Origin of the sequence: Streptomyces sp. NPDC048496, assembly GCF_043200055.1 — a bacterium.
Taxonomy (GTDB): Bacteria; Actinomycetota; Actinomycetes; order Streptomycetales; family Streptomycetaceae; genus Streptomyces.
Genome location: NZ_JBICXB010000004.1, coordinates 33,842 through 54,577 on the forward strand (window position 1 = coordinate 33,842; position 20,736 = coordinate 54,577).

A 20,736-nucleotide genomic window follows, 5' to 3' on the forward strand; every position below is an offset into this window, starting at 1 on the left:
CTCGTAACCAAGATGACAGAGGACCTCTCACCAGCTGAGCGATACCAGGCTTTCCGGATCCGCGCCGCCGAGCAGGCCACGGCGCTCGCGCCCTTCCGCGAGTTGTACGAGTTCGGTCTGGACCCGTTCCAGATCGATGCATGCAAGGCCCTGGAGGCGGGTAAAGGGGTGCTGGTCGCGGCCCCGACCGGGTCGGGCAAGACGATCGTCGGCGAGTTCGCCGTGCATCTCGCACTGCGCCAGGGCCGCAAGTGCTTCTACACCACGCCCATCAAGGCCCTGTCCAACCAGAAGTTCACCGATCTGGTCAAGCGCTACGGCGCGGACAAGGTCGGCCTGCTGACCGGCGACAACAGTGTCAACGGGGACGCACCCGTGGTCGTCATGACCACCGAAGTGCTGCGGAACATGCTGTACGCGGGCTCCCAGGCGCTCCGCGGCCTCGGCTATGTGGTGATGGACGAGGTGCACTACCTCTCCGACCGCTTCCGTGGCGCGGTGTGGGAAGAAGTGATCATTCATCTGCCCGATTCGGTGACCCTGGTGTCGCTGTCGGCGACCGTGTCCAACGCCGAGGAGTTCGGCGACTGGCTGGACACCGTCCGCGGTGACACCGAAGTCATCGTCTCCGAGAACCGGCCCGTGCCGCTCTGGCAGCACGTCCTGGCCGGCCGCCGGATGTACGACCTCTTCGAGGAGGAGACCGACCACGGCGGCCGCGGCGTCGGTCGCCGCGAGGTCAGCCCTGACCTCGTCCGGCTCGCCCGCATGGAAAGCCAGCGCGGATACAACCCGCGCGAGCGCCGCCGCGGAAAGATGGTGCGGGAGGCCGACCGCGAGCGCGAGCGGCGCGAGCGCAGCCGGATCTGGACCCCGTCCAGGCCCGAGGTCATCGACCGGCTGGACGCCGAAGGCCTGTTGCCCGCCATCACGTTCATCTTCAGCCGGGCCGGCTGCGAGGCCGCCGTGCAGCAGTGTCTCCAGGCCGGACTGCGGCTCAACGACGACAGCAAGCGCCGCCTGGTGCGGGAGATCGTCGAGGAGCGGACCGGGTCCATCCCTCCCGAGGATCTCCATGTCCTCGGCTACTACGAGTGGCTCGAAGGTCTGGAGCGCGGCATCGCCGCGCACCACGCGGGCATGCTGCCGACCTTCAAGGAGGTCGTCGAGGAACTGTTCGTACGCGGGCTCGTCAAGGCGGTCTTCGCGACGGAGACCCTCGCCCTCGGCATCAACATGCCCGCGCGATCGGTGGTCTTGGAGAAGCTCGTCAAGTGGAACGGCGAGCAGCACGCCGACATCACCCCGGGCGAGTACACCCAGCTGACCGGGCGTGCCGGGCGGCGGGGGATCGACATCGAGGGCCATGCGGTGGTGCTGTGGCAGCGCGGCATGGACCCGGGGGCGCTGGCCGGACTCGCGGGTACGCGTACGTATCCGCTGCGGTCCAGCTTCCGGCCCTCGTACAACATGGCCGTGAACCTGGTGCAGCAGTTCGGGCGGCACCGGTCGCGCGAACTGCTGGAGACCTCGTTCGCCCAGTTCCAGGCCGACCGATCGGTCGTCGGGATCTCCCGGCAGGTACAGAGGAACGAGGAGGGTCTTGAGGGCTACCGCGAGGGCATGACCTGTCACCTCGGCGACTTCGAGGAGTACGCACGGCTGCGCCGTGACCTCAAGGACCGGGAGACGGAGCTCGCCAAGCACGGCGCGTCACAGCGGCGGGCCGCCGCAGCGGCGTCGTTGGAGAAGCTGAAGCCGGGCGACGTCATCCATGTCCCGACCGGGAAGTTCGCCGGGCTGGCCCTGGTGCTGGACCCGGGGCTGCCCGCCGGGCGGGCCAACACGCATCGCGGGCTCGAATACCACGACGGGCCGCGGCCGTTGGTGCTCACCGCCGAGCGGCAGGTCAAGCGGCTCGCGTCGATCGACTTCCCCGTGCCGGTCGAGGCGGTGGAGCGGATGCGGGTGCCGAAGTCGTTCAACCCGCGGTCGCCGCAGTCGAGGCGCGATCTGGCGTCGGCCCTGCGGACCAAGGCAGGGCACATCGTGCCGGAGCGGCACCGCAGGGGGCGGGCCGAGGCTGCGGACGACCAGCAGATCGCCCGCTACCGGGCCGAGTTGCGGGCCCACCCGTGCCATGGGTGCAACGAGCGCGAGGACCATGCGCGGTGGGCGGAGCGCTACCACCGGCTCCAGCGGGACACGAAGCAGCTGGAGCGGCGGATCGAGGGGCGGACGAACACGATCGCCCGCACCTTCGACCGGATCGTGGCGCTCCTCACCGAGCTCGACTATCTGCGGGGCAATGAAGTCACCGAGCACGGGCGGCGATTGGCCCGGCTCTACGGCGAACTGGACCTGCTGGCCAGCGAGTGCCTGCGGGCAGGGGTCTGGGAAGGGCTGAACCCGGCGGAGCTCGCCGCGTGTGTGTCGGCGCTGGTGTACGAGGCGCGGCAGGCGGACGACGCCGTGGCGCCGAAACTGCCGTCCGGCCCGGCGAAGACGGCGATGGCCGAGATGGTCCGTATCTGGGGACGACTCGATGCCCTGGAGGAGGACTTCAGGATCAACCAGGCGGAGGGGGTCGGGCAGCGGGAACCCGATCTCGGATTCGCCTGGGCCGTCTACATGTGGGCGTCGGGGCGGACACTCGACGAGGTGCTGCGCGAGGCGGAGATGCCCGCGGGGGACTTCGTACGGTGGTGCAAGCAGGTCATCGATGTGCTGGGGCAGATCGCGGCCGCGGCGCCGCCGGGCGCGGGCGCCGGGTCCGTGGCGCGCACTGCACGCAAGGCAACGGATGCGGTGCTCCGGGGGGTTGTGGCGTACAGCTCGGTGGGGTGACGGGGGCTGCGCTGCGGGTTCGGTCGACCGGGCCTCGGGTGGGGCGCATGCGGCGGTCCTGCCCGAGACCGCCGGAGGCGTACGGGAAGCTGCCGGCGGCGACCCGGGCGGGGGCCGTGCTGGACGAGCAGGAGCCGGCACTCCGGACCGACCTGGTCTTCGGGCTGATCGAAGGCGTGATCCTGGTGCGCCGCTCCGGTCCGGATCGGCCGGTCGCCGCGTTCGCGGAGGGCAACGGCGGACGCGGCGCTGCGGATCGTCGGCACGGAGCGCGCGTAGCCCGCGCACGGCTGCCGCTGGACCTTGCACCCCGCGGACCCTCCCCGGACGTGCCTCGGCCGGTCCGCTGGGCGCGGACCGGCCGGAAGCTCACGCTCCTTCGTCGTTCAGGGACCGCCAGGGGGCACCCCTAGGTCCGATTGCTCTTCATCGCCACTCCCACGCAGGCCAGCCCCAGCAGTACGGCCAGACCGCCGATGATGACGTTGTTGAGGATGACGCCCATGTCGGGGCTGCTGGCGACGACCCACGGCGAGATGATCATCCAGATGCCCATGGCGCAGATGGCCCAGCTCAGGCCGTACATCCGGTCCGGCATCACCGTGAACCCGAGCCCCAGCACCGCGATCGCGATCCCCATGATCAGGTTGTGCTGCACGAGGGTGGGCTGGCTTGCAGTGAAGTGAAGTACCCAGGGCGAGACGGCGCAGTAGAGGCCGACGAGGAACACCGGTCCGTCGACGAGCGCCACATCGCGACCACCGAGCATGCGGGCATAGCGCTCCCGCATTTCGGAAACATCCGGGTGACTGGTGATGTCAGCGCGGGTGTGTGAGACGTTGGACATGAGAGTCGTCTCCTTCGGTCCTGCAGGCCCGACCGCGGTGTGAGGGGGGTGTGCTGTAGGCGCCTGCTCCACCATTCTGCGCTTATCTCAGCCTTATGTGTACATTTCGGACCGCGTGGACCTTATGATTCCCGGGCGTCCAGGCGCCGGGCCAGGGCCGCCAGCTCGGGGGTGCACAGGACCCGGTCCCCGTACCCCGGCAGCGGGACGTGCAGGGACTCCGTCCAGCGTGGCGGGATCGCACCCATGCCGTACACCGCCCCGGTCAGGGCGCCGGTCACGGCCGCGACCGTGTCGGTGTCCCCGCCGACGTCGATCGCCGCTGCCAGCGAGGCTTCGAAGGTATGTGTCGTGCGCAGCGCCCAGACCGCCGTCCCCAGGCACGGCCAAACCGCCCCGTTGAACTCCGTCGCCAGACCGGGATGCCAGCCCGGTGCGAGGACGGTCGCCCAGTGTTCGCGCCGGTCGTCGGGTACGTCGGCCAGGGCGCCCGGCACGGCTGCGAGCGGGTCGTCGCCGTTCAGCGCCGCCCGGATCAGCTCGTGGAGGACGGCGGTGCCTTCCCAGGCGGCGCCGTCGCCATGCGTCAGTGCCGCGATCCGGCGGGCGGCGTCCATCGTCGTGGCCCGCGCCGCGGGCTCCGGGCCGTCGGTCCGCGCGAAGTACACGGCGGAGGTGGCGGCCCGCATCAGCGAACCGTTGCCCGCCGCACGCCCGTTGACCTGGAAGTGCAGAGCGGCGGCCAGATCCCAGGGGTCACCGCTCGTCAGGACGCACTCAGTCTGCAGACCGATGTCCTTCGGCTCACCCGCCGCCCACCGCCGGAACCGGTCGAAGATGTCGGGCAGATCGAGCCCGTCCCGCTCCAGCAGCGACTCACCGACCAGTACGGCCATCTGCGTGTCGTCCGTCGCCTCGCCAGGATCCCAGCCACCGCCCCCGCACATTGTGCCGAAGCCGTCGGGGAAGCGGTCCGCGTACACACCCGCGGGCCCGAACTCGAACGGCGCCCCGAGCGCGTCGCCGACCGCCGAACCGACCACGGCGCCCACCACGCGGTCCTGTCTGGTCCCTTGGTTCATGGTCATGGCTCGGGGACGTAACCGCGACGGTTGGACGAGTTCCCGGTCCAGCACGCCATCTTCCGCTGGAGGGGCTGGGCGAAGAACGACTTCGTGGCGGCGAGCAGCCGGTCGAAGAGGGCCGGGTCTATGCCGTGGCCGGACAGGTAGAGGAATCCGGTCTCGCGGTCGGCGCGGCCCAACTCGGCCACGGCGCGGGCGCGTTCCCCGGCATGGTCGCCGCCGCGCAGGGCCGTGATGTCCACGACCGGCAGCTCGGTGAAGGGGGTCGCGGACATCAGCGGGCGCCTTCCGGTACGGACGCGGATACGGGAAGGAGGCCCGCTCCGGCGCAGTGTAGCCCGGCGAGGAGCCCTTCGGCGGCAGTGATCTCGAACGTCCGGGTGTACGGGGTGCCGTGCGGCCGCGCGTCGCTCACCAGCAGCCTCGCGCAGCCGTCGAGCGACCGAGCACGGCGCCCACCCGGTGCGGGAGCGTGGAACGTTCGACAGTCCACCGGCCGTGGACGATCCGCCCGAGAGAGTTCAAAGTAAAACATTGCCGGTCACGGCACTAGTTCGTCCAGCGAGGCATCGGCGGTCACGGCCCTTGCGGCGCAGCGGCCGGAGCCGCATCGGGTCAGGACACGTCGACCACCACCGAGTGCCAGCCGGTCGCACCGTCCGGGACGGTGCCGACGCGTTCGCCGGTCTGAGTGGCACCCGTCCCGTCGGTCGCACGGACCTCCAGCGTGTGATTGCCGGACGTGGCCGGCCACTCCCACACCCACTGGCGCCAGGTGTCCCGGCTGTCCTTCGCCGCGAGCCGGGCTCGATGCCACGGGCCGCCGTCCACCCGGACCTCCACCCGCGAGATCCCCCGGTGCTCGGCCCAGGCCACCCCGGCGACGGGCACGATGCCGGGCTTCGGTGAGGCGAACGGACGCGGCGTGTCGATCCGGGACTGCGTCTTGACCGGCGCCTGCTGGGACCAGCTGCGCCTGACCCAGTACGCGTCGTACGAGGCGAACGTCGTCAGCTCGATGTCCTTGATCCACTTGCAGGCCGAGACGTACCCGTAGAGTCCCGGCACCACCATGCGGACCGGGAAGCCGTGCGCGAACGGCAGGGGCTCGCCGTTCATGCCGAGGGCGAGGATCGCGTCGCGGCCGTCCATGACCGTCTCGACCGGCGTGCCGATCGTCATGCCGTCGACGGAACGCGCCACGATCTGGTCGGCGGGCCCGCCCTGCGACGGTGGCTTCACCCCGGCCTCGCGCAGGAGATCGGCCAGCCGTACACCGATCCACCGGGCATTGCCGACGTACGGGCCGCCGACCTCGTTGGAGACACACGCCAGGGTGATGTCGCGCTCGATGATCTCCCGCCCCAGCAGGTCCTGGAAGCTGAGCGCGAGCGGGCGGGCAACCCCCTTTCCGTGGATCCGCAGCCGCCACGAATCGGCGTCGATGCGGGGCACGACCAGGGCGGTGTCCACCCGGTAGAAGCTCTTGTTCGGGGTGATGAACGAGCTCAGGCCCCGGATCCGCAGATCCGCCCCGGGCGGTACGGCGGGAGCCGGTGAATCGGGGACCGGGAGGACCAGATCATGCCGTGAGGCGGTGGCCCCGGCCTGCACGGCGGACGTCAGCCGCCGTCCCAGGAACCCCGCACCGGCCGAGGCCGCCGTCGCAGCGGTCGCCGCGATCACGAAACCGCGCCGGTCGAAGGTGCCGTCCCGCTGGCCGTCCTTCTGTCCAGCCGCGGGAGAGGGACGGAGCACCGGGCCGAGCCGTCCGACCAGGTGATACAGCACCCCTGTGGCCAGGACGGCACCCACTACCGAGGGCAGGGCATCGGCGGGGCTGCCTTCCGGCCGTCCCACCGCCGCCACTGCCCCGACCACGCCGAAGACCAGAACGGCCGCCGAGCCGAGCAGCCGGTGCCGCAGCGTCAGCAGCCCGACCGCCACGGCGAAAGCCGACAGCAGCGCCAGGATGCCCAGTTCGAGCACCACCTTGTCGGCCGTGCCGAAGTGCCGTACGGCGAAGTCCTTCAGGACCGGGGGAGTGCGGTCGATGACCGCCCCGCCCACCGCCACGACCGGACCCGCCTCCGGACGTACGACAGCCGAGACCAGTTCGGCCGCGGCCAGGGCGCAGAACCCGGCGATCAGACCGCTGAGCCCGGCGAGACCGGCACGTGCCCAGCGGGACCGCCGGGACCCGGAAGCCCCTTGCTCCTGCTCGTCGTTCTGTTTCTCGTTCACATCCGTTGATTCGTCGTCGGACGTCCGGCGGATTGGTCCGTCACCCGATCGGATGAGAGGCGGTCATCGGCCAATCCGTGTCGGCCCCGGCCACGAATCACCCTTCGAGGGGCCCTTTGAGGGGGCCCGTTCGGCGCACACCGGCCCGCCCGGCGCGGGCCGGGACCGAGGGACCGAGGGACCGGCATGGCACGGAATCGGCGGCGGACAGCCGTGGTGGGACAGCCGACAGCCGACAGCCGGCAGCCGGTCGTCAGCTGTCAGCCGAGGCCGCGCGCCCGTTCGAAGCGGGCGCGGGTCTCGGCCAGATCGACCACCGGGTCCGGATACAGGAACCGGGCCCGGTCCGGGCCGGTGAGCTTCCACGGCTCGTGCACCGCGGCGCCGTCCAGGTCCGCCAGTTCCGGCACCCAGCGCCGTACGTACGCGCCCCGCGGATCGAACCGCTTGCCCTGGATCAGCGGATTGAGTACGCGGTTGGGGCGGGTGTCCGTACCGGTGCCCGCCACCCACTGCCAGTTGAGCTGATTGTTCGCCAGGTCCCCGTCGACCAGAAGATCGAGGAAGTGCCGGGCGCCGACGCGCCAGTCCACGTACAGCGTCTTGGTGAGGAAACTCGCGACCAGCATCCGGCCCCGGTTGTGCATCCAGCCCTCGTGCGCCAGCTGTCGCATGGCCGCGTCGACCAGCGGATAGCCGGTGAGCCCGGCACGCCATGCCTCGATCTCGTCGGGGTCGGACCGCCACCGGTCGCCGCGCGGACGGTAGTCGGCCCATGCGGCGTCCGGCCGGGCGGCGAGAACCTGGTGGTGGAAGTCCCGCCAGGCCAGTTGCCGTACGAACGCGTCGGCGCCCGGTCCGCCCTTCTCCCGTGCCCGGTGCACCAGTTCGGCCGCGGAGAGGCAGCCGAAGTGCAGAAACGGCGACAGCCGGGATGTCGCGTCCGCGGCGAGGTCGTCGTGGCCGGTCCCGTAGTCGGCCATCGGGCCGTGCAGCCAGGAGGCCAGCAGTCTGCGTCCTACCGTCTCGCCGCCCTCGGCAAGCCCCGGGGAGACGCCCGTCACCTCCGCTCGCGTGGGCAGCGGTGTGGACGTCGCCGCGTCCGGCACCCGTACCGTCCACGGCGCGGCCAGTGTGCCCCGTACCCCCGCCGCCTCCCAACGGCGGAAGTACGGGGTGAACACCGCGAAATGGTCACGGCCCGCCGGGACGACCAGGCCCGGAGCGAGCGCGGTGACCACGGCGTCATGGACGTGCAGGGCGCAGCCGACAGCCCCGAGAGCCGTACGCAGGCGCTCCTCGCGTTTCCTCGCGTACCCGCTCACCCCGGCCGCGATGTGCAGACTCTCCGCACCCGTCTCCGCGACCGCGGCGCAGGCCCCCGCCACCACGTCGGCGCTGCGGACGACCAGCCGGCCGCCGCGGCGGCGCAGCCCCGCGTCGAGATCGACGAGGCAGTCGGCGAGGAACGCCCGCCGGTTCGGCGCGTCGAAACCGGTCCGGCGGATGCCGTCGTCCTGGACGAAGAGGGGGACGACGGCATCCGCGCCGCGCACCGCGGCATGCAGAACGGGGTTGTCGTGCAACCGCAGATCGGAGGTGAACAGCGCCACGGAGACGGTCATGGGGGCCTCTCATGCGGTCGGGAAGGTCAGCAGTGCCAGTGGAGCGGACGTCGGCTGCACGGAGCCGCCGGTCGGCTCGACGGTGATTCCTATGCCCGACGCGCCGTCGACCGGCCCGTCCAGCAGCACCGTGTTGCTCGTCGACGCCCGGTTCATCAGTCCCGCGGACCGTATGGTCCCGTGGTCGTCGAACCACAGCTGGTACACCTTGCCGTTGGGCGGTGTCTCCATCCCGGAGGCCACGAACACGGCCCGGTTCCCGCTCCGGGAGACCACGACCGTGCCCTTCGCCCCGCCCGTCAGCGCACTGGACTTCGCCTTCGCGTCCGGCGCCGCGAGAACCTGCGCCACCTGCCCGCTCCGCTGCTGCGCCTCCTGCCGTGCGTCCTGGGCCACCTGGTTCTGCCACACCGCGATTCCGCCCAACGCGGCAGCGGCGGCAAGGGACGCGACGAGCGCGAACTTCGGCCGACGGCCGGTTCGCCGGACGGAGCTGGCCGAGTGGGAGCGCCGGCCGTGGGACGGGGATTCCTGCCGTACGGTCGTGATCTCCCGCAGAACCCGCTCGCGCAGCTTGCGCGCCGGCGCCGCGGACACCGCGAGCCCGAGCCGGGTGGCGGTCTCGGACAGTTCCCGCACCTCCGCGGCGCAGGCCTCGCAGTCGCCGAGATGACGTTCGAACTCCCCGCGCTCCGCGTCCGGCAGCGCGTGCAGGGCGTAGGCGCCGGTCAGCGTGTGCAGTTCGGCCCCGCTCATGCGATCCGCCTTGCTCATGCGCTCCCCCCGAGGCAGTCGCGCAGCCGGATCAGTCCGTCGCGCAGTCGTGTCTTGACCGTCCCGGGCGGTACGGAGAGGAGTTCCGCCACTTCGCGGTAGGTCAGGCCGCGGTAGTAGGCGAGCGTGACGGACTGCCGTTGCAGCTCGGACAGGGACCGCATGCAGCGGCGTACCTGCTCCCGCTCCAGCCGGCTCTCGACCTGCTCGGTGACCTCGTCGAACTCCGGCGTACGGTCCAGCAGCGCCGCCCGGTACTCCCGCGCCGTCGTCGCCTCGACGGAGCGCACCCGGTCCACCGCCCGGTGATGGGCCAGCGTCAGCACCCAGTTCATGGCGCTGCCGCGGGAAGCCTGGAAGCGGGGGGCGGTCCGCCAGCGTCCGCGCCGAGGACGGTGCCGCCGCCGTCCCCGTACTGCTCGGCGCCCCGGACCGGGCCGGCGCGACGGTCGCGGCCGCCACCGTCGCCCGCCCCTCCCTCGACGACGTCTATCTGCGCTACGCCGGACGCCGCTTCTCCGAGGCCGAGGCCGCAGACGCCCAGCAGATCCCCGCCACGGTCGCCGCAGGAGGCACCCGATGAGCAGCCACGTCATTGCCCAGACCTGGTACATGACCCAGCGTCAGCTCGCAACACGTTCCTGCTGCTGCCGCTGACCTTTCTCTCGTCCTCGTTCGTGGCGCCGAGCCAGATGCCGTCCTGGATGCGGCAGATCGCCGACTTCAACCCGGTCAACTGGGCGATGGTGGCGGGCCGTTCGGCACTGTCCGCCGATCCCGAATGGGGGCTGGTGCTCAGCCTCGGGGGAGGGCTGCTCGTCCTCGCGGTGGTGGCGGTCTGGCTGTCGACCCGCACCTTCCGCTCGTACCAGAAGGCCGTCTGACGGCGCGTGCGGCCGCGGGGTCAGGGGACGCCGCGAGGCGCGCGGTGGGCCGCCAGTGCGGCGCCAGGATCATGAGTAGCCAGAAAGGCGCTGCCAGCCAGAACGAGACCTCGAAGAGTGCCCGGTCATGCCATGAGCTCCTTCTCGACGGAATCCGCGGTGCGGAGTACCGGAATCGGCCGCAGCGCCGCATACGCTCCGGCGGCGGTGGCGGCCAGGACGAGTGCCGCGGCGGTGAGCGTCGCGCCGTCCGGATGAATCAATGACTGCCCGCGCAGCGCCTGCCACGCGACGAGGGCGACGACCGCCGCGTACGCCCCTGATGCGACGAACATCAGGCGCAGCCGGACCCGCGGATCGCCCAGCCGGGGAAAGCGCGGGGCCAGCGCCACCAGGGCGAGCAGGAGCAGCGGGAGCGACTGGAGCGCATGCATGCCGACGAAGTGCGGGATGCGTAGATCGCCGCCGGTCGTCGACCAGCCGGTGAGTGGCATCGAGGGGCCGCCGTCGGGTACGCCGACGGAATGCGCGCCGATCACATCCGCGGTGTCGAGGTTCCCGGCAGCCCGCTGCTCGGGAGTCGGCTGCGTCATCAGGAAGCCGATTCCCGCGCCCACCAGCGCTATGAACACCCCCGAGCGGATCGCGAGGGCGGCGGCGCGGTCCTGGATACGGGCGCGCAGCAACAGGATCGCGATGACCAGGGTTCCGGTCCAGAGGACGGCGACGGTGACGCCCATCGCGTTGAACAGCCGCTCGTCGAACGGGGTGGCGTGGTTGAAGTGGCTGCGCTTCCCGCGGATGACCTGCGCGGTGATGATCGCCATCTCGGCGAGGCTGGAGACTGCGACCACCGTCCCGGCCCACCAGCCGGTGCGCCGGCCGTGGGTGAGGAGCGTCAGCATCCAGGCGAGCGCCAGGGCGTACGCCACGAACGAGACCGCGAACTTGAACGGCTTGAACCAGATGGCCGAGCCCGCGAGGACCCGGTCGTCGACCAGGAGTCCCACGCCGGAGACGACGGCCATGACGGCCATCGCCGCGGCGAAGAGGACTAACGGACGGTGCCAGGAACGCCATGACGGCATGGGTGTACCCCCTGTGAGGACCAAAGATTATGGATAGTGAGACTCTCTGCTATCCGATAGCGAAACTATCTATGATGGAGTGCGGGGTTGGCAAGAGCGGAAGGGGAGAACGCAGCGTGCGCATCAGCGAGTTGAGCCGCAGGTCCGGAATTTCGGTGGCGACGATCAAGTTCTACGTACGGGAAGGGCTCCTGCCCCCGGGGGAGTTGACCAGCCCGAACCAGGCGTCGTACGACTCCGGGCACGAGCGCCGGCTGAAGCTGATCCGCGCCCTTCTGGACGTCGGCGGACTCTCGCTCTCCGCGATCGGTGACGTACTCCGGGCGATCGACGACCCCGCGCAGCCGGTGCACAAGGTGCTGGGCGTGGCGGCGAAGCGGATCACGGCACTCGAGGGCAACGAGCCCGGGCCCGAACTGGACGACGCCCGCGAAGAGGTGGCCGAGCTGCTGGAGCGGCGGGGCTGGCGGGTGGAGGCGCGAAGTCCGGCTGGTGAGGCCCTGGCCGGGGTGCTGGCCGCGCTGCGGCGGGCCGGGCACGGAGGCTTCTGCGAGCTGCTCGACGACTACGCGAGCGCCGCGGAACCGGTCGCCCGGGCCGATCTCGACTACGTGGGACGGCGGGTGGCGCGCGAGGACCTGGTGGAGAGCGTGGTCGTCGGCACGGTGCTGGGTGAGGCGATGTTCAGCGCGCTGCGCCGGCTCGCGCACGTGGACGCGTCGGCCAGGGCGTACGGCGACGAACCGGGGGAGCGCGTCGGGGGCGGGTGAGGGGGACACGTCCGACACGTGGGCGCCCGGGTCACATGTCCGCCGGCGCCGCCGCTTCGTACGCGGACGCCCCGGTCGCGTGCGCACCGCCGCCGCACGCCGACGCCCCGGTCACCGTCCAGGGCGGACGGTGACCGGGGCGCGGATGTCCACCACAGGTGCCCGGGCGGGGCGGTCTACGCGGCAGTCTCCTGCTCCCGCTCCACCTGCTGGTTCCACTCGCGCTTCACCGAGCGCCACGCGTCGTCGTTCTGGCCGAGGCGCCAGTAGCCGGAGATCGACAGCTGCGGCAGCGGGATCTGCCGGTCGAGCCGAAGATGGCGGCGGATCTCCTTCACGAAGCCCGCCTCGCCGTGCACGAACGCCTGCACCCGGCCCACCGGGAACTCCAGGGACTTCACGGCCGCGGTCAGCGTCTCGCCGACCGGGCGGTCGCCACGGTGCAGCCAGGTCAGCTCGACCCCGTCGGCCGTCACGATCTTCTGCTCCTCGGACGCGTCCGCCACCTCGATGTAGGCGTGCGCCAGCGCACCCACGGGCATCTGCTCCAGAGCCGCCGCGATCGCCGGCAGGGCGCTCTCGTCACCGGCCAGCAGGTGCCAGTCCGCCGACGCGTCGGGTCCGTAACCGCCGCCGGGACCCAGGAAGGTCACCTGGTCACCCGGAGCGGCGCGGAGCGCCCACGGGCCCGCCAGGCCCTCGTCGCCATGGACCACGAAGTCGATCGCCAGCTCCCGGGCGACCGGGTCCCAGGAACGCACCGTGTAGGTACGGGTGGCCGGCCACAGCTCGCGCGGATACTCCTCGCGGATCCGGGCCATGTCGAACGGGTGCGCGTAGTCGGCGCCCTCGGGTGCGAAGCACAGCTTGACGTAGTGGTCGGTGAACCCGGACAGCGCGAAGCCGGCCAGGCCGTCACCGCCGAGCACCACCCGCACCATGTGCGGGGTGATCCGCTCGGTGCGCAGGACCTGGGCCCCTTGCGCCGTGGGTGCCTGCCGCGCCGGTCGTTCTGCCACGAGGTTCTCCCTACTCCAAATGCTTAGGCTTGCCTAAGTTAGCACTTCATGCCCGGAGCGTGGCGAGCAGCCGCTGCAGGGCACCGCCCAGTCCCCACTGGGTGGCCAGCGCCTCGAGGGCGGCGGGGTCGCGCGGCTCGGTCGGCAGCGCAGGATCGAACGCGGGCAGCGGTACGTCATCGGCGACCCGGACCACCGTCGGCGCGACGGCCACGTAGTCCCGCGCCTCGTCCAGCCGCTTGCGCTGCGAAGGGGTCAGCCTGGACGCCGGATCGTCCACCGCGGCCATGATCCCGGCCAGATCGCCGAAGGTGTCCAGAAGCTTCGCCGCGGTCTTCTCGCCGATGCCGGGGACCCCAGGCAGCCCGTCGCTCGGGTCGCCCCTCAGCAGCGCCAGATCGACATAGCCGGAGCCGTCCACCCCGTACTTCTCGCGCAGCCACGCCTCGTCCGTCAACTGCAGCGACCCGACCCCCTTCAGCGGGTAGAGGACCCGCACCTCACGGGCGTCGTCGACGAGTTGATAGAGGTCCCGGTCGCCGGTCACGATGTCCACCGGGCCCGTGGCGAGGCCGGTGAGCGTACCGATCACGTCGTCCGCCTCGTACCCCGCGACACCGACCCGGGCGATGCCGAGCGCGTCGAGCACGTCCTCGATGATCGGGACCTGCGGGGCCAGCGTGTCGGGGGTCTCCTCCTCGTCGGGGAGTCCCTCGGCGGTCTCCACGGCGACGCGGTGTGCCTTGTACGACGGGATCAGCTCCACCCGCCAGTGCGGCCGCCAGTCCGCGTCCATGCAGGCCACCAGCTCGTCCGGCCGGTGGTCCTGGACGAGCCGCCCGATGAAGTCGAGCAGTCCGCGCACGGCGTTGACCGGCGTACCGTCCGGCGCGCGCACCGAGTCGGGGACGCCGAAGTAGGCGCGGTAATAGAGGGATGAGGTGTCTAGCAAAAGGGACTTCTTGGGCCTGGTCGTCATGGCATCAGCATGCCCGTAGGACGGCCGAGAACGGGAAACGCCCCCACCACATCCCCGAGCAACTCGACAACATAGCCGACGCGATCAAGCTCGCGAACAAGATCGCCTCCTCGCCGTTCTCCGCCAAGCTGGACCGGGTCTCCGAGCATCTGCAGATGAAGGAACTCACCGCGGCTGCGCGGGAACTGAAGGGAGAAGTGGTCGCGCGGAAGGCGGACGGTACCCCGTGGGATCATGTCCACGAGGTTCGGGACGCCCAGAACTGCCTGCTCAACACGATCGGTGACATCAATAAGAAGCTGGCCCATCCCAAGACAGGTGGTGACGAGCGGGATCTTCTCGTCGCAGACCTGGGGCGGGCAGCAGAATGCTGGACTTCTCCGAGCAGTTCCTTCCCAGAACCAAGTGAGTGGAGCATGACAGTGGCGCACGATGCATATGTGCGGCAGCTGATCGCACGGGCGAAGGACGGCACCATCCCGCCGCAGGAGGTGAAGCAGATCGCCCAAGCCGTCACCGGGTGCCGGGCCGGCCGGGAGCTCTACCCGCGGCTGTACGCGGTGGCCCGTGCGGGCGGCCCGGCATACGAGCCGCTGATCGCCACGTATCTGATCTACCCCGAGGATCCCGAGGTCTCGGCGCTCGCCGTGCAGGTGCTCACGGCGCACTGGAGAGTGGGGGTGAAGTACCGGGAGCAGATCCTCGCGTTGCTGGGATCCCCCGAGTGGGACCTGGATGACGACGTGTTCATGGCCGCGGTCTCAAAGGCTGGGTGGATCCTGCACGACGGGTTCGACGCCGAACTCCTCCGCGTCCTGCTGAAGCTCGCCGAGGAAGGCCGCGGTGAGTACAACGACGATATTACGCAGGGTTTCGCGGTGGAGGCGATCGCTCGCGCGCTGGGCGCCAGCCACGCCGAGTTGACCAGACTGCCCGAGGGAGTCACCCGTTCGGAGTGGTCGCTGGGCTTGCTGAGGGCCGCGCGTGACCGACTGCACGAGGCGGCGCGTCAGCCCTCGAAGACGGTCGCATAGGCGCCGGTTACTGCACCCACGGCCTGGCGGCGAAGCCGAGGTCCGTAGGACTTCGGGGCCGCCTGGTCGAGCTTGACGAATCCACAGGCGCGCGCTGGCGCAGTCCGCCGACTGAGCTGCCGAGATGGCCTGGACGGCGGCGTCCGGGTCGGCGAGGGCCTTGCGGACGTCCGCCGGGGAAACGACGAGGACGCCGCCCCGGGGCCATCGCCCCGCTGCCGTCAGTCGGCCGTCACCTGCGCCAGTGGATATCGACGCGTTCGGGGTCGATGCCACGCCGCCCCCGAACGCCCGGCTTGACCACGATGTGCTGAAGCGCGGACGACAGCAGGTCGCGTCGTCCATCGGTGTCGCGCTGCTCCCACGCTTCCGCGAAGGTCATACCGAGGCTCACGTAGTCGACCTCAGGTTCGTCAGGCATGGCCAGCAGCTCGCGGCGCTTGGCCTTGAGCTTGCGAAGGTCTGACATGAGCTCAGTCTCGCGCTCGTCGTCGTCCACGTCCGCGAGTTCCGCCGTGGTCGACTTGATGGCCGCTTCGGTCGCGGCGAGTTCGGCGACCTCGCGCACCGTCTCGTGGGCTTCGACGACTTCGAGTTTGCCCACTGTCGCCAGGAAAGTGCGCTCCACGTGCTCCTCGATCCGCTCGGCGACGATGGAGGTTGCCCGTACGCAGCCGGTACCGTCCGAACGGCCGTGGCAGGCGTACCGGGTCACCGGGTTGTGGCCGCCGGTCTTGTTGATCCGCATGGAGCCACCACACGAAGAGCACCGCAGTAGGCCCGACAGCAGCCGGGCGCGCCGCTTGCGTTGCCCGCCCGGTGTTTTCGTCGGCGCGAGCAGTGCGCGGAGCCGCAGCACGTCCTCTTCGGGGAGTATCGGCTCCCACACCTGGACCGGCTGGCCGTTGGCGTCGGTGACGACCTTCCCCTTGTGCGTCATGTGGCCGAGCGTCGCCGCCTGCGTGAGGACGATACGCAGCGACGTCATCGACCACGCCTTGGCCTTGCGCGGGACCGAGCCGACTGCGTTGAGCACATTGGTCGCGTAGTAGACAGATTTGCCGTTCAGCACCAGGTCGGCGGCCTTGCGGACGTATGCGGCTTCGACCGGGGCGACTTCAAGGGCCTTTCCGGCGCCGTCCGGGTTGTCGACGATGCGGTAACCGTACGGTGCCGAGCCTCCCGGCCATCGCTGGGCTTTCACGAGTGCGGCGCGGGCGGCGGTGACGCGGTCGCGGATGGTGGCCGCTTCGAACTCGGCGAACACGCCGAGCAACTGGAGCAGCATGCGACCGGCTGACGTCGTCATGTCGAACGGTTCCGTAGCGGAAACCAGCGACACACCGGCCTTCGCCCACTCCTCGGTGAGCGACGCAAGGTCGGACACGGAGCGCGCCACGCGGTCAATGCGCCATACCATGACCGTGTCGACGCGACCAGCGGTGACGGCTTCGCGGACCCGGGCAAGACCGGGGCGGTCGAGGCGGGTCTTGGTGGCCGATACGTCGACGTCCTCGATGAGGTCGGCGAGGGCCCATCCTCGTGCGTGGCACGTAGCCTGGATGACTTCTCGCTGGCGCTCGATGGACGTGCTCTCGTCCGTGGCCTTGGAGATCCGGGCGTACCCGATGACTCGCCTCGGCGGTGTTGTCATGCGGGTGATGGTAATCCACGGCGACGTGGTGTCGAGTGGCAATAGCCTCACACCCCGATGATGCCGCACTGCACTGACACCGGCCCGAAAGTGAACTGGGTCACTGTTTTGTTTGGCCCGTGCAAGTGCGGGCAGGCGCGCCATCGGAGCGGACCACGTCGCCATGTCCACCACAGCGCGTGCCAAGCGGACCGAATCCGCGCCGCTCCACGGTCTGCCGGAGGGGGTGGCAGACCGTTTTCGGTTCAACGCGTGAGGTGTATGTGTCAAGGCTGCAAGCCGACCGTCTGTACAAGGTGTTCGGCAGACGACCCGATCAAGCCGTGCAGAAGCTCGAGCGCGGCACGGACCGCGACGCGCTGCGCGCCGACGGAACGACCGCAGCGGTGATCGACGCCTCGTTCACCGTGGAATCGGGCCAGATCTTCGTCGTGATGGGTCTGTCCGGATCCGGCAAGTCCACGTTGCTGCGGATGCTCAACGGGCTGCTGGACCCCACAGCCGGACGCGTGCTGTTCGACGGCCAGGACCTGACCGCCCTGAGCCCCCGCGAGCTCCGCGCCGTCCGCTCCTCGAAGATCAGCATGGTCTTCCAGCACTTCGCCCTGTTCCCGCACCGGAGCGTCCTGGAGAACGCCGCGTACGGCCTCGAAGTGCAGGGTGTGCCGCGTGCCGAGCGCGAGAAACGCGCCGCCGAGGCGCTGGAGCTGACCGGCCTCGCCGGCTGGGAGAAGTCCTGGCCCGACGAGCTGTCCGGCGGTATGCAGCAGCGCGTCGGTCTGGCCCGCGCCCTCGCCACCGACGCCGACCTGCTCCTGATGGACGAGTCGTTCAGCGCGCTGGACCCGCTGATCCGCCGCGACATGCAGGACCAGCTCCTCGAACTGCAGAAGCGGCTGAAGAAGACCATCGTCTTCATCACCCACGACCTCAATGAGGCCATGCGCCTCGGCGACCGGATCGCCGTGATGCGGGACGGGAGGATCGTCCAGCTGGGCACCGCCGAGGACATCCTCGTCACCCCCGCCAACGACTACGTCGCCTCCTTCACCCAGGACGTCGACCGCTCCCGGGTGCTGACCGCGGGCGCCGTCATGGCCGAGCCGCACACCGTCATGGGCACCACGGGCGACGACGGCAAGGAACTCCGTACGCCCGACGACGTCCTCAGGGCGGCGCCGGCCACGGTCTCCGAGTCCACGCCGATCATCGAGCTGTTCACGCCGTGCTCGCGCAGTGGTGTCGCGGTCGCCGTGACCGACGCCAAGGGCAAGCTCGTCGGGGTCGTGCCCCGGTCCCGGCTGCTTGCCGTCCTCGGCGAGCCGATGACCCCCATCGAGCTCCCGCAGGACGCCACGACCACTGCGAAGAAGGTGGCCGCCGATGTCTAGGCTCCCGCTCGGTGAATGGGTGAACAGTGCGGTCGACTGGCTGCAGACCCACCTGGCCTGGCTGTTCGACGCGATCAGCTCCGTCGTCGGCGGCATGTTCGACGGCATAGCCGCCGTCCTCTCCGCCCCCGCCCCGCTGCTCTTCGCGGGCATCGTCGCCGTCATCGCCTGGTGGCTGCGCGGTCTGCTCGCGGGTGTTCTCGCCTTCGTGGGCTTCGCGCTCATCGACTCGGTCGAGCTGTGGGACGAAGCGATGGACACCCTCACACTGGTGCTCGTCGCGACCATCGTCACGCTGGCCCTGGCCGTCCCGCTCGGCATCTGGGCGGCGCGCTCCAGGACGGTGTCCGCGGTGACCCAGCCGGTCCTCGACTTCATGCAGACCATGCCCGCCATGGTCTATCTGATCCCCGGCGTCATCTTCTTCGGCGTCGGCGTCGTGCCCGGCATCATCGCCACCATCATCTTCGCGCTGCCCCCGGGCGTCCGGATGACCGAGCTCGGTATCCGCCAGGTCGACGGTGAACTCGTCGAGGCGGCCGAGGCCTTCGGCACCACCTCGCGCAACACCCTGCTGCGGGTGCAGCTGCCGCTCGCCCTGCCCACGATCATGGCGGGCATCAACCAGGTCATCATGCTCGGCCTGTCCATGGTGGTCATCGCCGGCATGGTCGGCGGCGGCGGCCTCGGCGGCTCCGTCTACCGCGCCATCGGCAACGTCGACGTCGGCCTCGGCTTCGAGGCGGGCATCTCCATCGTCATCCTGGCGATGTATCTGGACCGGATGACCAGCGCGCTGGGCCGCGAGGTCTCCCCGCTGGGCCGCCGCGCCCTCGCCAAGGCCCAGTCGGTGGCCGGCGGACTGAAGATCTGGAACTACCGTCCGCAGCCCGCCGTCGCGGTCGTCGGCGTCGTCGTCCTCGCACTCGTCGCCGGTGGCATGGGCATCTTCGGCTCGTCCAAGCAGGACACCGGTGCCGCCACCGACGCGTCGAACGTCGGCAAGGGCCAGAAGATCAGCATGGGATACATCCCGTGGGACGAGGGCATCGCCTCCACCTTCCTCTGGAAGGAGCTGCTGGAGCAGCGCGGCTTCGAGGTCGACGTGAAGCAGTACGAGGCCGGCGCGCTCTACACCGGTATGGCGAACGGCCAGATCGACTTCGAGACCGACTCCTGGCTCCCGGTCACCCATGCCACGTACTGGAAGAAGTACCGGGACCGCCTGGAGGACATGGGCTCCTGGTACGGCCCCACCTCCCTGGAGCTGGCCGTCCCCTCGTACGTGAAGGGCGTCGACTCGCTCGACGACCTCAAGGGCAGGGCGTCCGACTTCAAGGGCCGCGTCGTCGGCATCGAGCCGAGCGCCGGTGAGACCGGGCTGCTCAAGGACAAGATCCTGCCGGGGTACGGCCTCGACAAGGAGTACAAGGTCGTCGACGGCTCCACGCCCGCGATGCTCGCCGAGCTGCAGCGCGCGTACGCCAAGAAGGAACCGATCGTCGTCCCGCTCTGGTCGCCGCACTGGGCGTACAACCAGTACGACCTCACCAAGCTCAAGGACCCCAAGAACCTCTGGGGCAAGGGCGACGGCATCCATACCCTGACCCGCAAGGGCTTCTCCGACGACAACCCGCAGGTCGGCAGCTGGCTGAAGAACTTCAAGATGACCGAGAACCAGCTCACCAGTCTTGAGGCGAAGATCCAGACGACCGGCAAGGGCAAGGAGCAGGACGCGGTACGGGCCTGGCTGAAGGAGAACCCGGGCTTCGCCGACAAGATGGCTCCCCAGTAGGGTCTGAAGCACGGTGAAGGGGTGGCACCGCCGACCGGCGGTGCCACCCCTTCCGGCTGTTCCGGCATTCATTTACCGGCCGTCCTTGCCCAACGTTGTGCGTAAGGTGCTGGCAGCCGGAAGGATGACGAGTCGGGAGGGAGCCGGACATGGACGACAAGGACACACTCCGCGTGGGCGCCGCGGTTCGCCGACGACGCAGAACCCTGGGACTGACACTGGCCGCGGTCGCCGGCCGCAGCGGCCTGTCCGTGCCGTTCCTCAGCCAGATCGAGAACGAGCGGGCCCGGCCCAGCGCCCGGTCGCTGGACCGGGTGGCCGATGCCCTGGAGACCACCACGGCACGGCTGCGCGCCGCCGCGGACTCGGCGCGCGCCGTCGACGTGGTCCGCGCGGGCGAGGACGACGGGGTACGCAGAGTGGTGCGCGGGCGGCACCAGCTCAGCGCGCTGGAGTTCACCGGCGAGATAGACCTCGGGCGGGAGTTCCAGCACCGCAACGACGAGGTGATGTACGTCGCGGAGGGCGCCGCCGAGGTGGAGGCGGAGGGGCAGGCGTACCGGCTGGAGCGCGGCGACACGCTGTTCCTGTCGGGCGGGGTACGGCACCGCTGGCGGGCCACGATGCCGGGCACCCGGCTGCTGGTCGTCGCCGTCGCCGAGCACATCGACGCCACGAACGACCCGAGGCGCTGAGGCAT

At 70.3% G+C, this 20,736-nt stretch carries 17 protein-coding genes and 5 pseudogenes; 10 read left to right on the forward strand and 12 right to left on the reverse strand.

The features are described 5' to 3' along the window. Window positions 1–12 precede the first annotated feature (12 nt). A complete protein-coding gene (locus ACGFSA_RS06165; RefSeq protein ID WP_393300379.1) occupies window positions 13–2,847 on the forward strand; it encodes a DEAD/DEAH box helicase in 2,835 nt (944 codons plus the stop codon). Between the two features lie 74 nt (window positions 2,848–2,921). Next, window positions 2,922–3,126, forward strand: a pseudogene (locus ACGFSA_RS06170) (TetR/AcrR family transcriptional regulator); the annotation flags it as partial. Window positions 3,127–3,256: 130 nt separating this feature from the next. Here ACGFSA_RS06170 and ACGFSA_RS06175 read toward each other — a convergent pair. The 7 genes and pseudogenes from ACGFSA_RS06175 to ACGFSA_RS06205 form a co-directional block, all read right to left on the reverse strand. Continuing rightward, window positions 3,257–3,694 carry an SPW repeat protein gene (locus ACGFSA_RS06175; RefSeq protein WP_366690295.1) on the reverse strand — a complete coding sequence of 146 codons (438 nt, stop codon included), beginning with the start codon at window positions 3,692–3,694 and terminating at the stop codon, window positions 3,257–3,259. A gap of 122 nt (window positions 3,695–3,816) precedes the next feature. Then, complete coding sequence (locus ACGFSA_RS06180) at window positions 3,817–4,782, reverse strand: ADP-ribosylglycohydrolase family protein (protein ID WP_393300383.1); 966 nt, start codon at window positions 4,780–4,782, stop codon at window positions 3,817–3,819. Further along, on the reverse strand, window positions 4,779–5,054 hold the full coding sequence (locus ACGFSA_RS06185) for a 2-oxoglutarate and iron-dependent oxygenase domain-containing protein (RefSeq protein WP_393300386.1): 276 nt from the start codon (window positions 5,052–5,054) through the stop codon (window positions 4,779–4,781). Before ACGFSA_RS06185 ends, ACGFSA_RS06180 begins: the two co-directional genes overlap by 4 nt. 340 nt (window positions 5,055–5,394) lie before the next feature. After that, window positions 5,395–6,930 (reverse strand): molybdopterin-dependent oxidoreductase, encoded by a 1,536-nt coding sequence (locus tag ACGFSA_RS06190; RefSeq protein ID WP_393300907.1) that lies wholly within the window; start codon window positions 6,928–6,930, stop codon window positions 5,395–5,397. Window positions 6,931–7,283: 353 nt separating this feature from the next. After that, window positions 7,284–8,648, reverse strand: a complete 1,365-nt coding sequence (locus ACGFSA_RS06195) for a cryptochrome/photolyase family protein (RefSeq protein WP_393300390.1) — start codon at window positions 8,646–8,648, stop codon at window positions 7,284–7,286. Between the two features lie 9 nt (window positions 8,649–8,657). Beyond that, window positions 8,658–9,404 carry an anti-sigma factor domain-containing protein gene (locus ACGFSA_RS06200; protein ID WP_393300910.1) on the reverse strand — a complete coding sequence of 249 codons (747 nt, stop codon included), beginning with the start codon at window positions 9,402–9,404 and terminating at the stop codon, window positions 8,658–8,660. A gap of 14 nt (window positions 9,405–9,418) precedes the next feature. Next, a pseudogene (locus ACGFSA_RS06205) lies at window positions 9,419–9,799 on the reverse strand (sigma-70 family RNA polymerase sigma factor); the annotation flags it as partial. Here ACGFSA_RS06205 and ACGFSA_RS06210 point away from each other — a divergent pair. Continuing rightward, window positions 9,787–10,005 (forward strand): annotated as a pseudogene (locus tag ACGFSA_RS06210) (ABC transporter); the annotation flags it as partial. The pseudogenes ACGFSA_RS06205 and ACGFSA_RS06210 sit on opposite strands and share 13 nt — an antisense overlap. Window positions 10,006–10,054: 49 nt before the next feature. Then, window positions 10,055–10,306 (forward strand): annotated as a pseudogene (locus ACGFSA_RS06215) (ABC transporter permease); the annotation flags it as partial. Here ACGFSA_RS06215 and ACGFSA_RS06220 read toward each other — a convergent pair. Both ACGFSA_RS06220 and ACGFSA_RS06225 read right to left on the reverse strand, forming a co-directional pair. Then, on the reverse strand, window positions 10,218–10,460 hold the full coding sequence (locus ACGFSA_RS06220; RefSeq protein ID WP_393300912.1) for an abscisic acid-deficient protein Aba4 family protein: 243 nt from the start codon (window positions 10,458–10,460) through the stop codon (window positions 10,218–10,220). The pseudogene ACGFSA_RS06215 and the gene ACGFSA_RS06220 sit on opposite strands and share 89 nt — an antisense overlap. Continuing rightward, window positions 10,432–11,343: a hypothetical protein gene (locus ACGFSA_RS06225; protein ID WP_393300393.1), complete on the reverse strand. Its 912-nt coding sequence runs from the start codon at window positions 11,341–11,343 to the stop codon at window positions 10,432–10,434. Before ACGFSA_RS06225 ends, ACGFSA_RS06220 begins: the two co-directional genes overlap by 29 nt. Before the next feature lie 167 nt (window positions 11,344–11,510). Here ACGFSA_RS06225 and ACGFSA_RS06230 point away from each other — a divergent pair, with 167 nt between their 5' ends. Then, window positions 11,511–12,164 carry a MerR family transcriptional regulator gene (locus ACGFSA_RS06230; RefSeq protein ID WP_393300396.1) on the forward strand — a complete coding sequence of 218 codons (654 nt, stop codon included), beginning with the start codon at window positions 11,511–11,513 and terminating at the stop codon, window positions 12,162–12,164. Between the two features lie 176 nt (window positions 12,165–12,340). Here the strand turns inward: ACGFSA_RS06230 and ACGFSA_RS06235 are convergent, their stop codons facing one another. Together ACGFSA_RS06235 and ACGFSA_RS06240 are read right to left on the reverse strand one after the other, a co-directional pair. After that, window positions 12,341–13,183 (reverse strand): siderophore-interacting protein, encoded by an 843-nt coding sequence (locus tag ACGFSA_RS06235; protein WP_393300399.1) that lies wholly within the window; start codon window positions 13,181–13,183, stop codon window positions 12,341–12,343. A gap of 46 nt (window positions 13,184–13,229) precedes the next feature. Then, window positions 13,230–14,162 (reverse strand): 5'-3' exonuclease H3TH domain-containing protein, encoded by a 933-nt coding sequence (locus tag ACGFSA_RS06240; protein WP_393300402.1) that lies wholly within the window; start codon window positions 14,160–14,162, stop codon window positions 13,230–13,232. Here ACGFSA_RS06240 and ACGFSA_RS06245 point away from each other — a divergent pair. After that, window positions 14,120–14,443: pseudogene (locus ACGFSA_RS06245) on the forward strand (polymorphic toxin type 28 domain-containing protein); the annotation flags it as partial. The gene ACGFSA_RS06240 and the pseudogene ACGFSA_RS06245 overlap by 43 nt on opposite strands. 135 nt (window positions 14,444–14,578) lie before the next feature. Continuing rightward, entirely contained in the window at window positions 14,579–15,196 is a 618-nt protein-coding gene (locus ACGFSA_RS06250; RefSeq protein ID WP_393300942.1) for a hypothetical protein, read from the forward strand. 232 nt (window positions 15,197–15,428) lie between these two features. Here ACGFSA_RS06250 and ACGFSA_RS06255 read toward each other — a convergent pair whose 3' ends face one another. Next, window positions 15,429–16,850, reverse strand: a complete 1,422-nt coding sequence (locus ACGFSA_RS06255) for a recombinase family protein (protein WP_393300405.1) — start codon at window positions 16,848–16,850, stop codon at window positions 15,429–15,431. A 323-nt stretch (window positions 16,851–17,173) separates the two neighbouring features. Between ACGFSA_RS06255 and ACGFSA_RS06260 the strand changes: the two genes are divergently transcribed. The 3 genes from ACGFSA_RS06260 (at window position 17,174) to ACGFSA_RS06270 (ending at window position 20,731) form a co-directional block, all read left to right on the forward strand. Then, a complete protein-coding gene (locus ACGFSA_RS06260; protein WP_393300408.1) occupies window positions 17,174–18,241 on the forward strand; it encodes a glycine betaine/L-proline ABC transporter ATP-binding protein in 1,068 nt (355 codons plus the stop codon). Then, window positions 18,234–20,036 carry an ABC transporter permease/substrate binding protein gene (locus tag ACGFSA_RS06265; protein WP_393300411.1) on the forward strand — a complete coding sequence of 601 codons (1,803 nt, stop codon included), beginning with the start codon at window positions 18,234–18,236 and terminating at the stop codon, window positions 20,034–20,036. The genes ACGFSA_RS06260 and ACGFSA_RS06265 overlap by 8 nt, the downstream gene beginning before the upstream one ends. Before the next feature lie 149 nt (window positions 20,037–20,185). After that, on the forward strand, window positions 20,186–20,731 hold the full coding sequence (locus ACGFSA_RS06270) for a helix-turn-helix domain-containing protein (RefSeq protein ID WP_366132738.1): 546 nt from the start codon (window positions 20,186–20,188) through the stop codon (window positions 20,729–20,731). Window positions 20,732–20,736: the final 5 nt, after the last annotated feature.

Bases quoted from the DNA above. Each gene is read 5' to 3' on its own strand.
- ACGFSA_RS06250 (WP_393300942.1), top strand. From the start codon at position 14,579: ATGACAGTGGCGCACGATGCATATGTGCGGCAGCTGATCGCACGGGCG.
- ACGFSA_RS06165 (WP_393300379.1), top strand. From the start codon at position 13: ATGACAGAGGACCTCTCACCAGCTGAGCGATACCAGGCTTTCCGGATC.
- ACGFSA_RS06240 (WP_393300402.1), bottom strand. From the start codon at position 14,162: ATGACGACCAGGCCCAAGAAGTCCCTTTTGCTAGACACCTCATCCCTC.
- ACGFSA_RS06270 (WP_366132738.1), top strand. From the start codon at position 20,186: ATGGACGACAAGGACACACTCCGCGTGGGCGCCGCGGTTCGCCGACGA.
- ACGFSA_RS06175 (WP_366690295.1), bottom strand. From the start codon at position 3,694: ATGTCCAACGTCTCACACACCCGCGCTGACATCACCAGTCACCCGGAT.
- ACGFSA_RS06200 (WP_393300910.1), bottom strand. From the start codon at position 9,404: ATGAGCGGGGCCGAACTGCACACGCTGACCGGCGCCTACGCCCTGCAC.
- ACGFSA_RS06185 (WP_393300386.1), bottom strand. From the start codon at position 5,054: ATGTCCGCGACCCCCTTCACCGAGCTGCCGGTCGTGGACATCACGGCC.
- ACGFSA_RS06195 (WP_393300390.1), bottom strand. From the start codon at position 8,648: ATGACCGTCTCCGTGGCGCTGTTCACCTCCGATCTGCGGTTGCACGAC.
- ACGFSA_RS06180 (WP_393300383.1), bottom strand. From the start codon at position 4,782: ATGACCATGAACCAAGGGACCAGACAGGACCGCGTGGTGGGCGCCGTG.
- ACGFSA_RS06255 (WP_393300405.1), bottom strand. From the start codon at position 16,850: ATGACAACACCGCCGAGGCGAGTCATCGGGTACGCCCGGATCTCCAAG.
- ACGFSA_RS06225 (WP_393300393.1), bottom strand. From the start codon at position 11,343: ATGGCCGTCATGGCCGTCGTCTCCGGCGTGGGACTCCTGGTCGACGAC.
- ACGFSA_RS06265 (WP_393300411.1), top strand. From the start codon at position 18,234: ATGTCTAGGCTCCCGCTCGGTGAATGGGTGAACAGTGCGGTCGACTGG.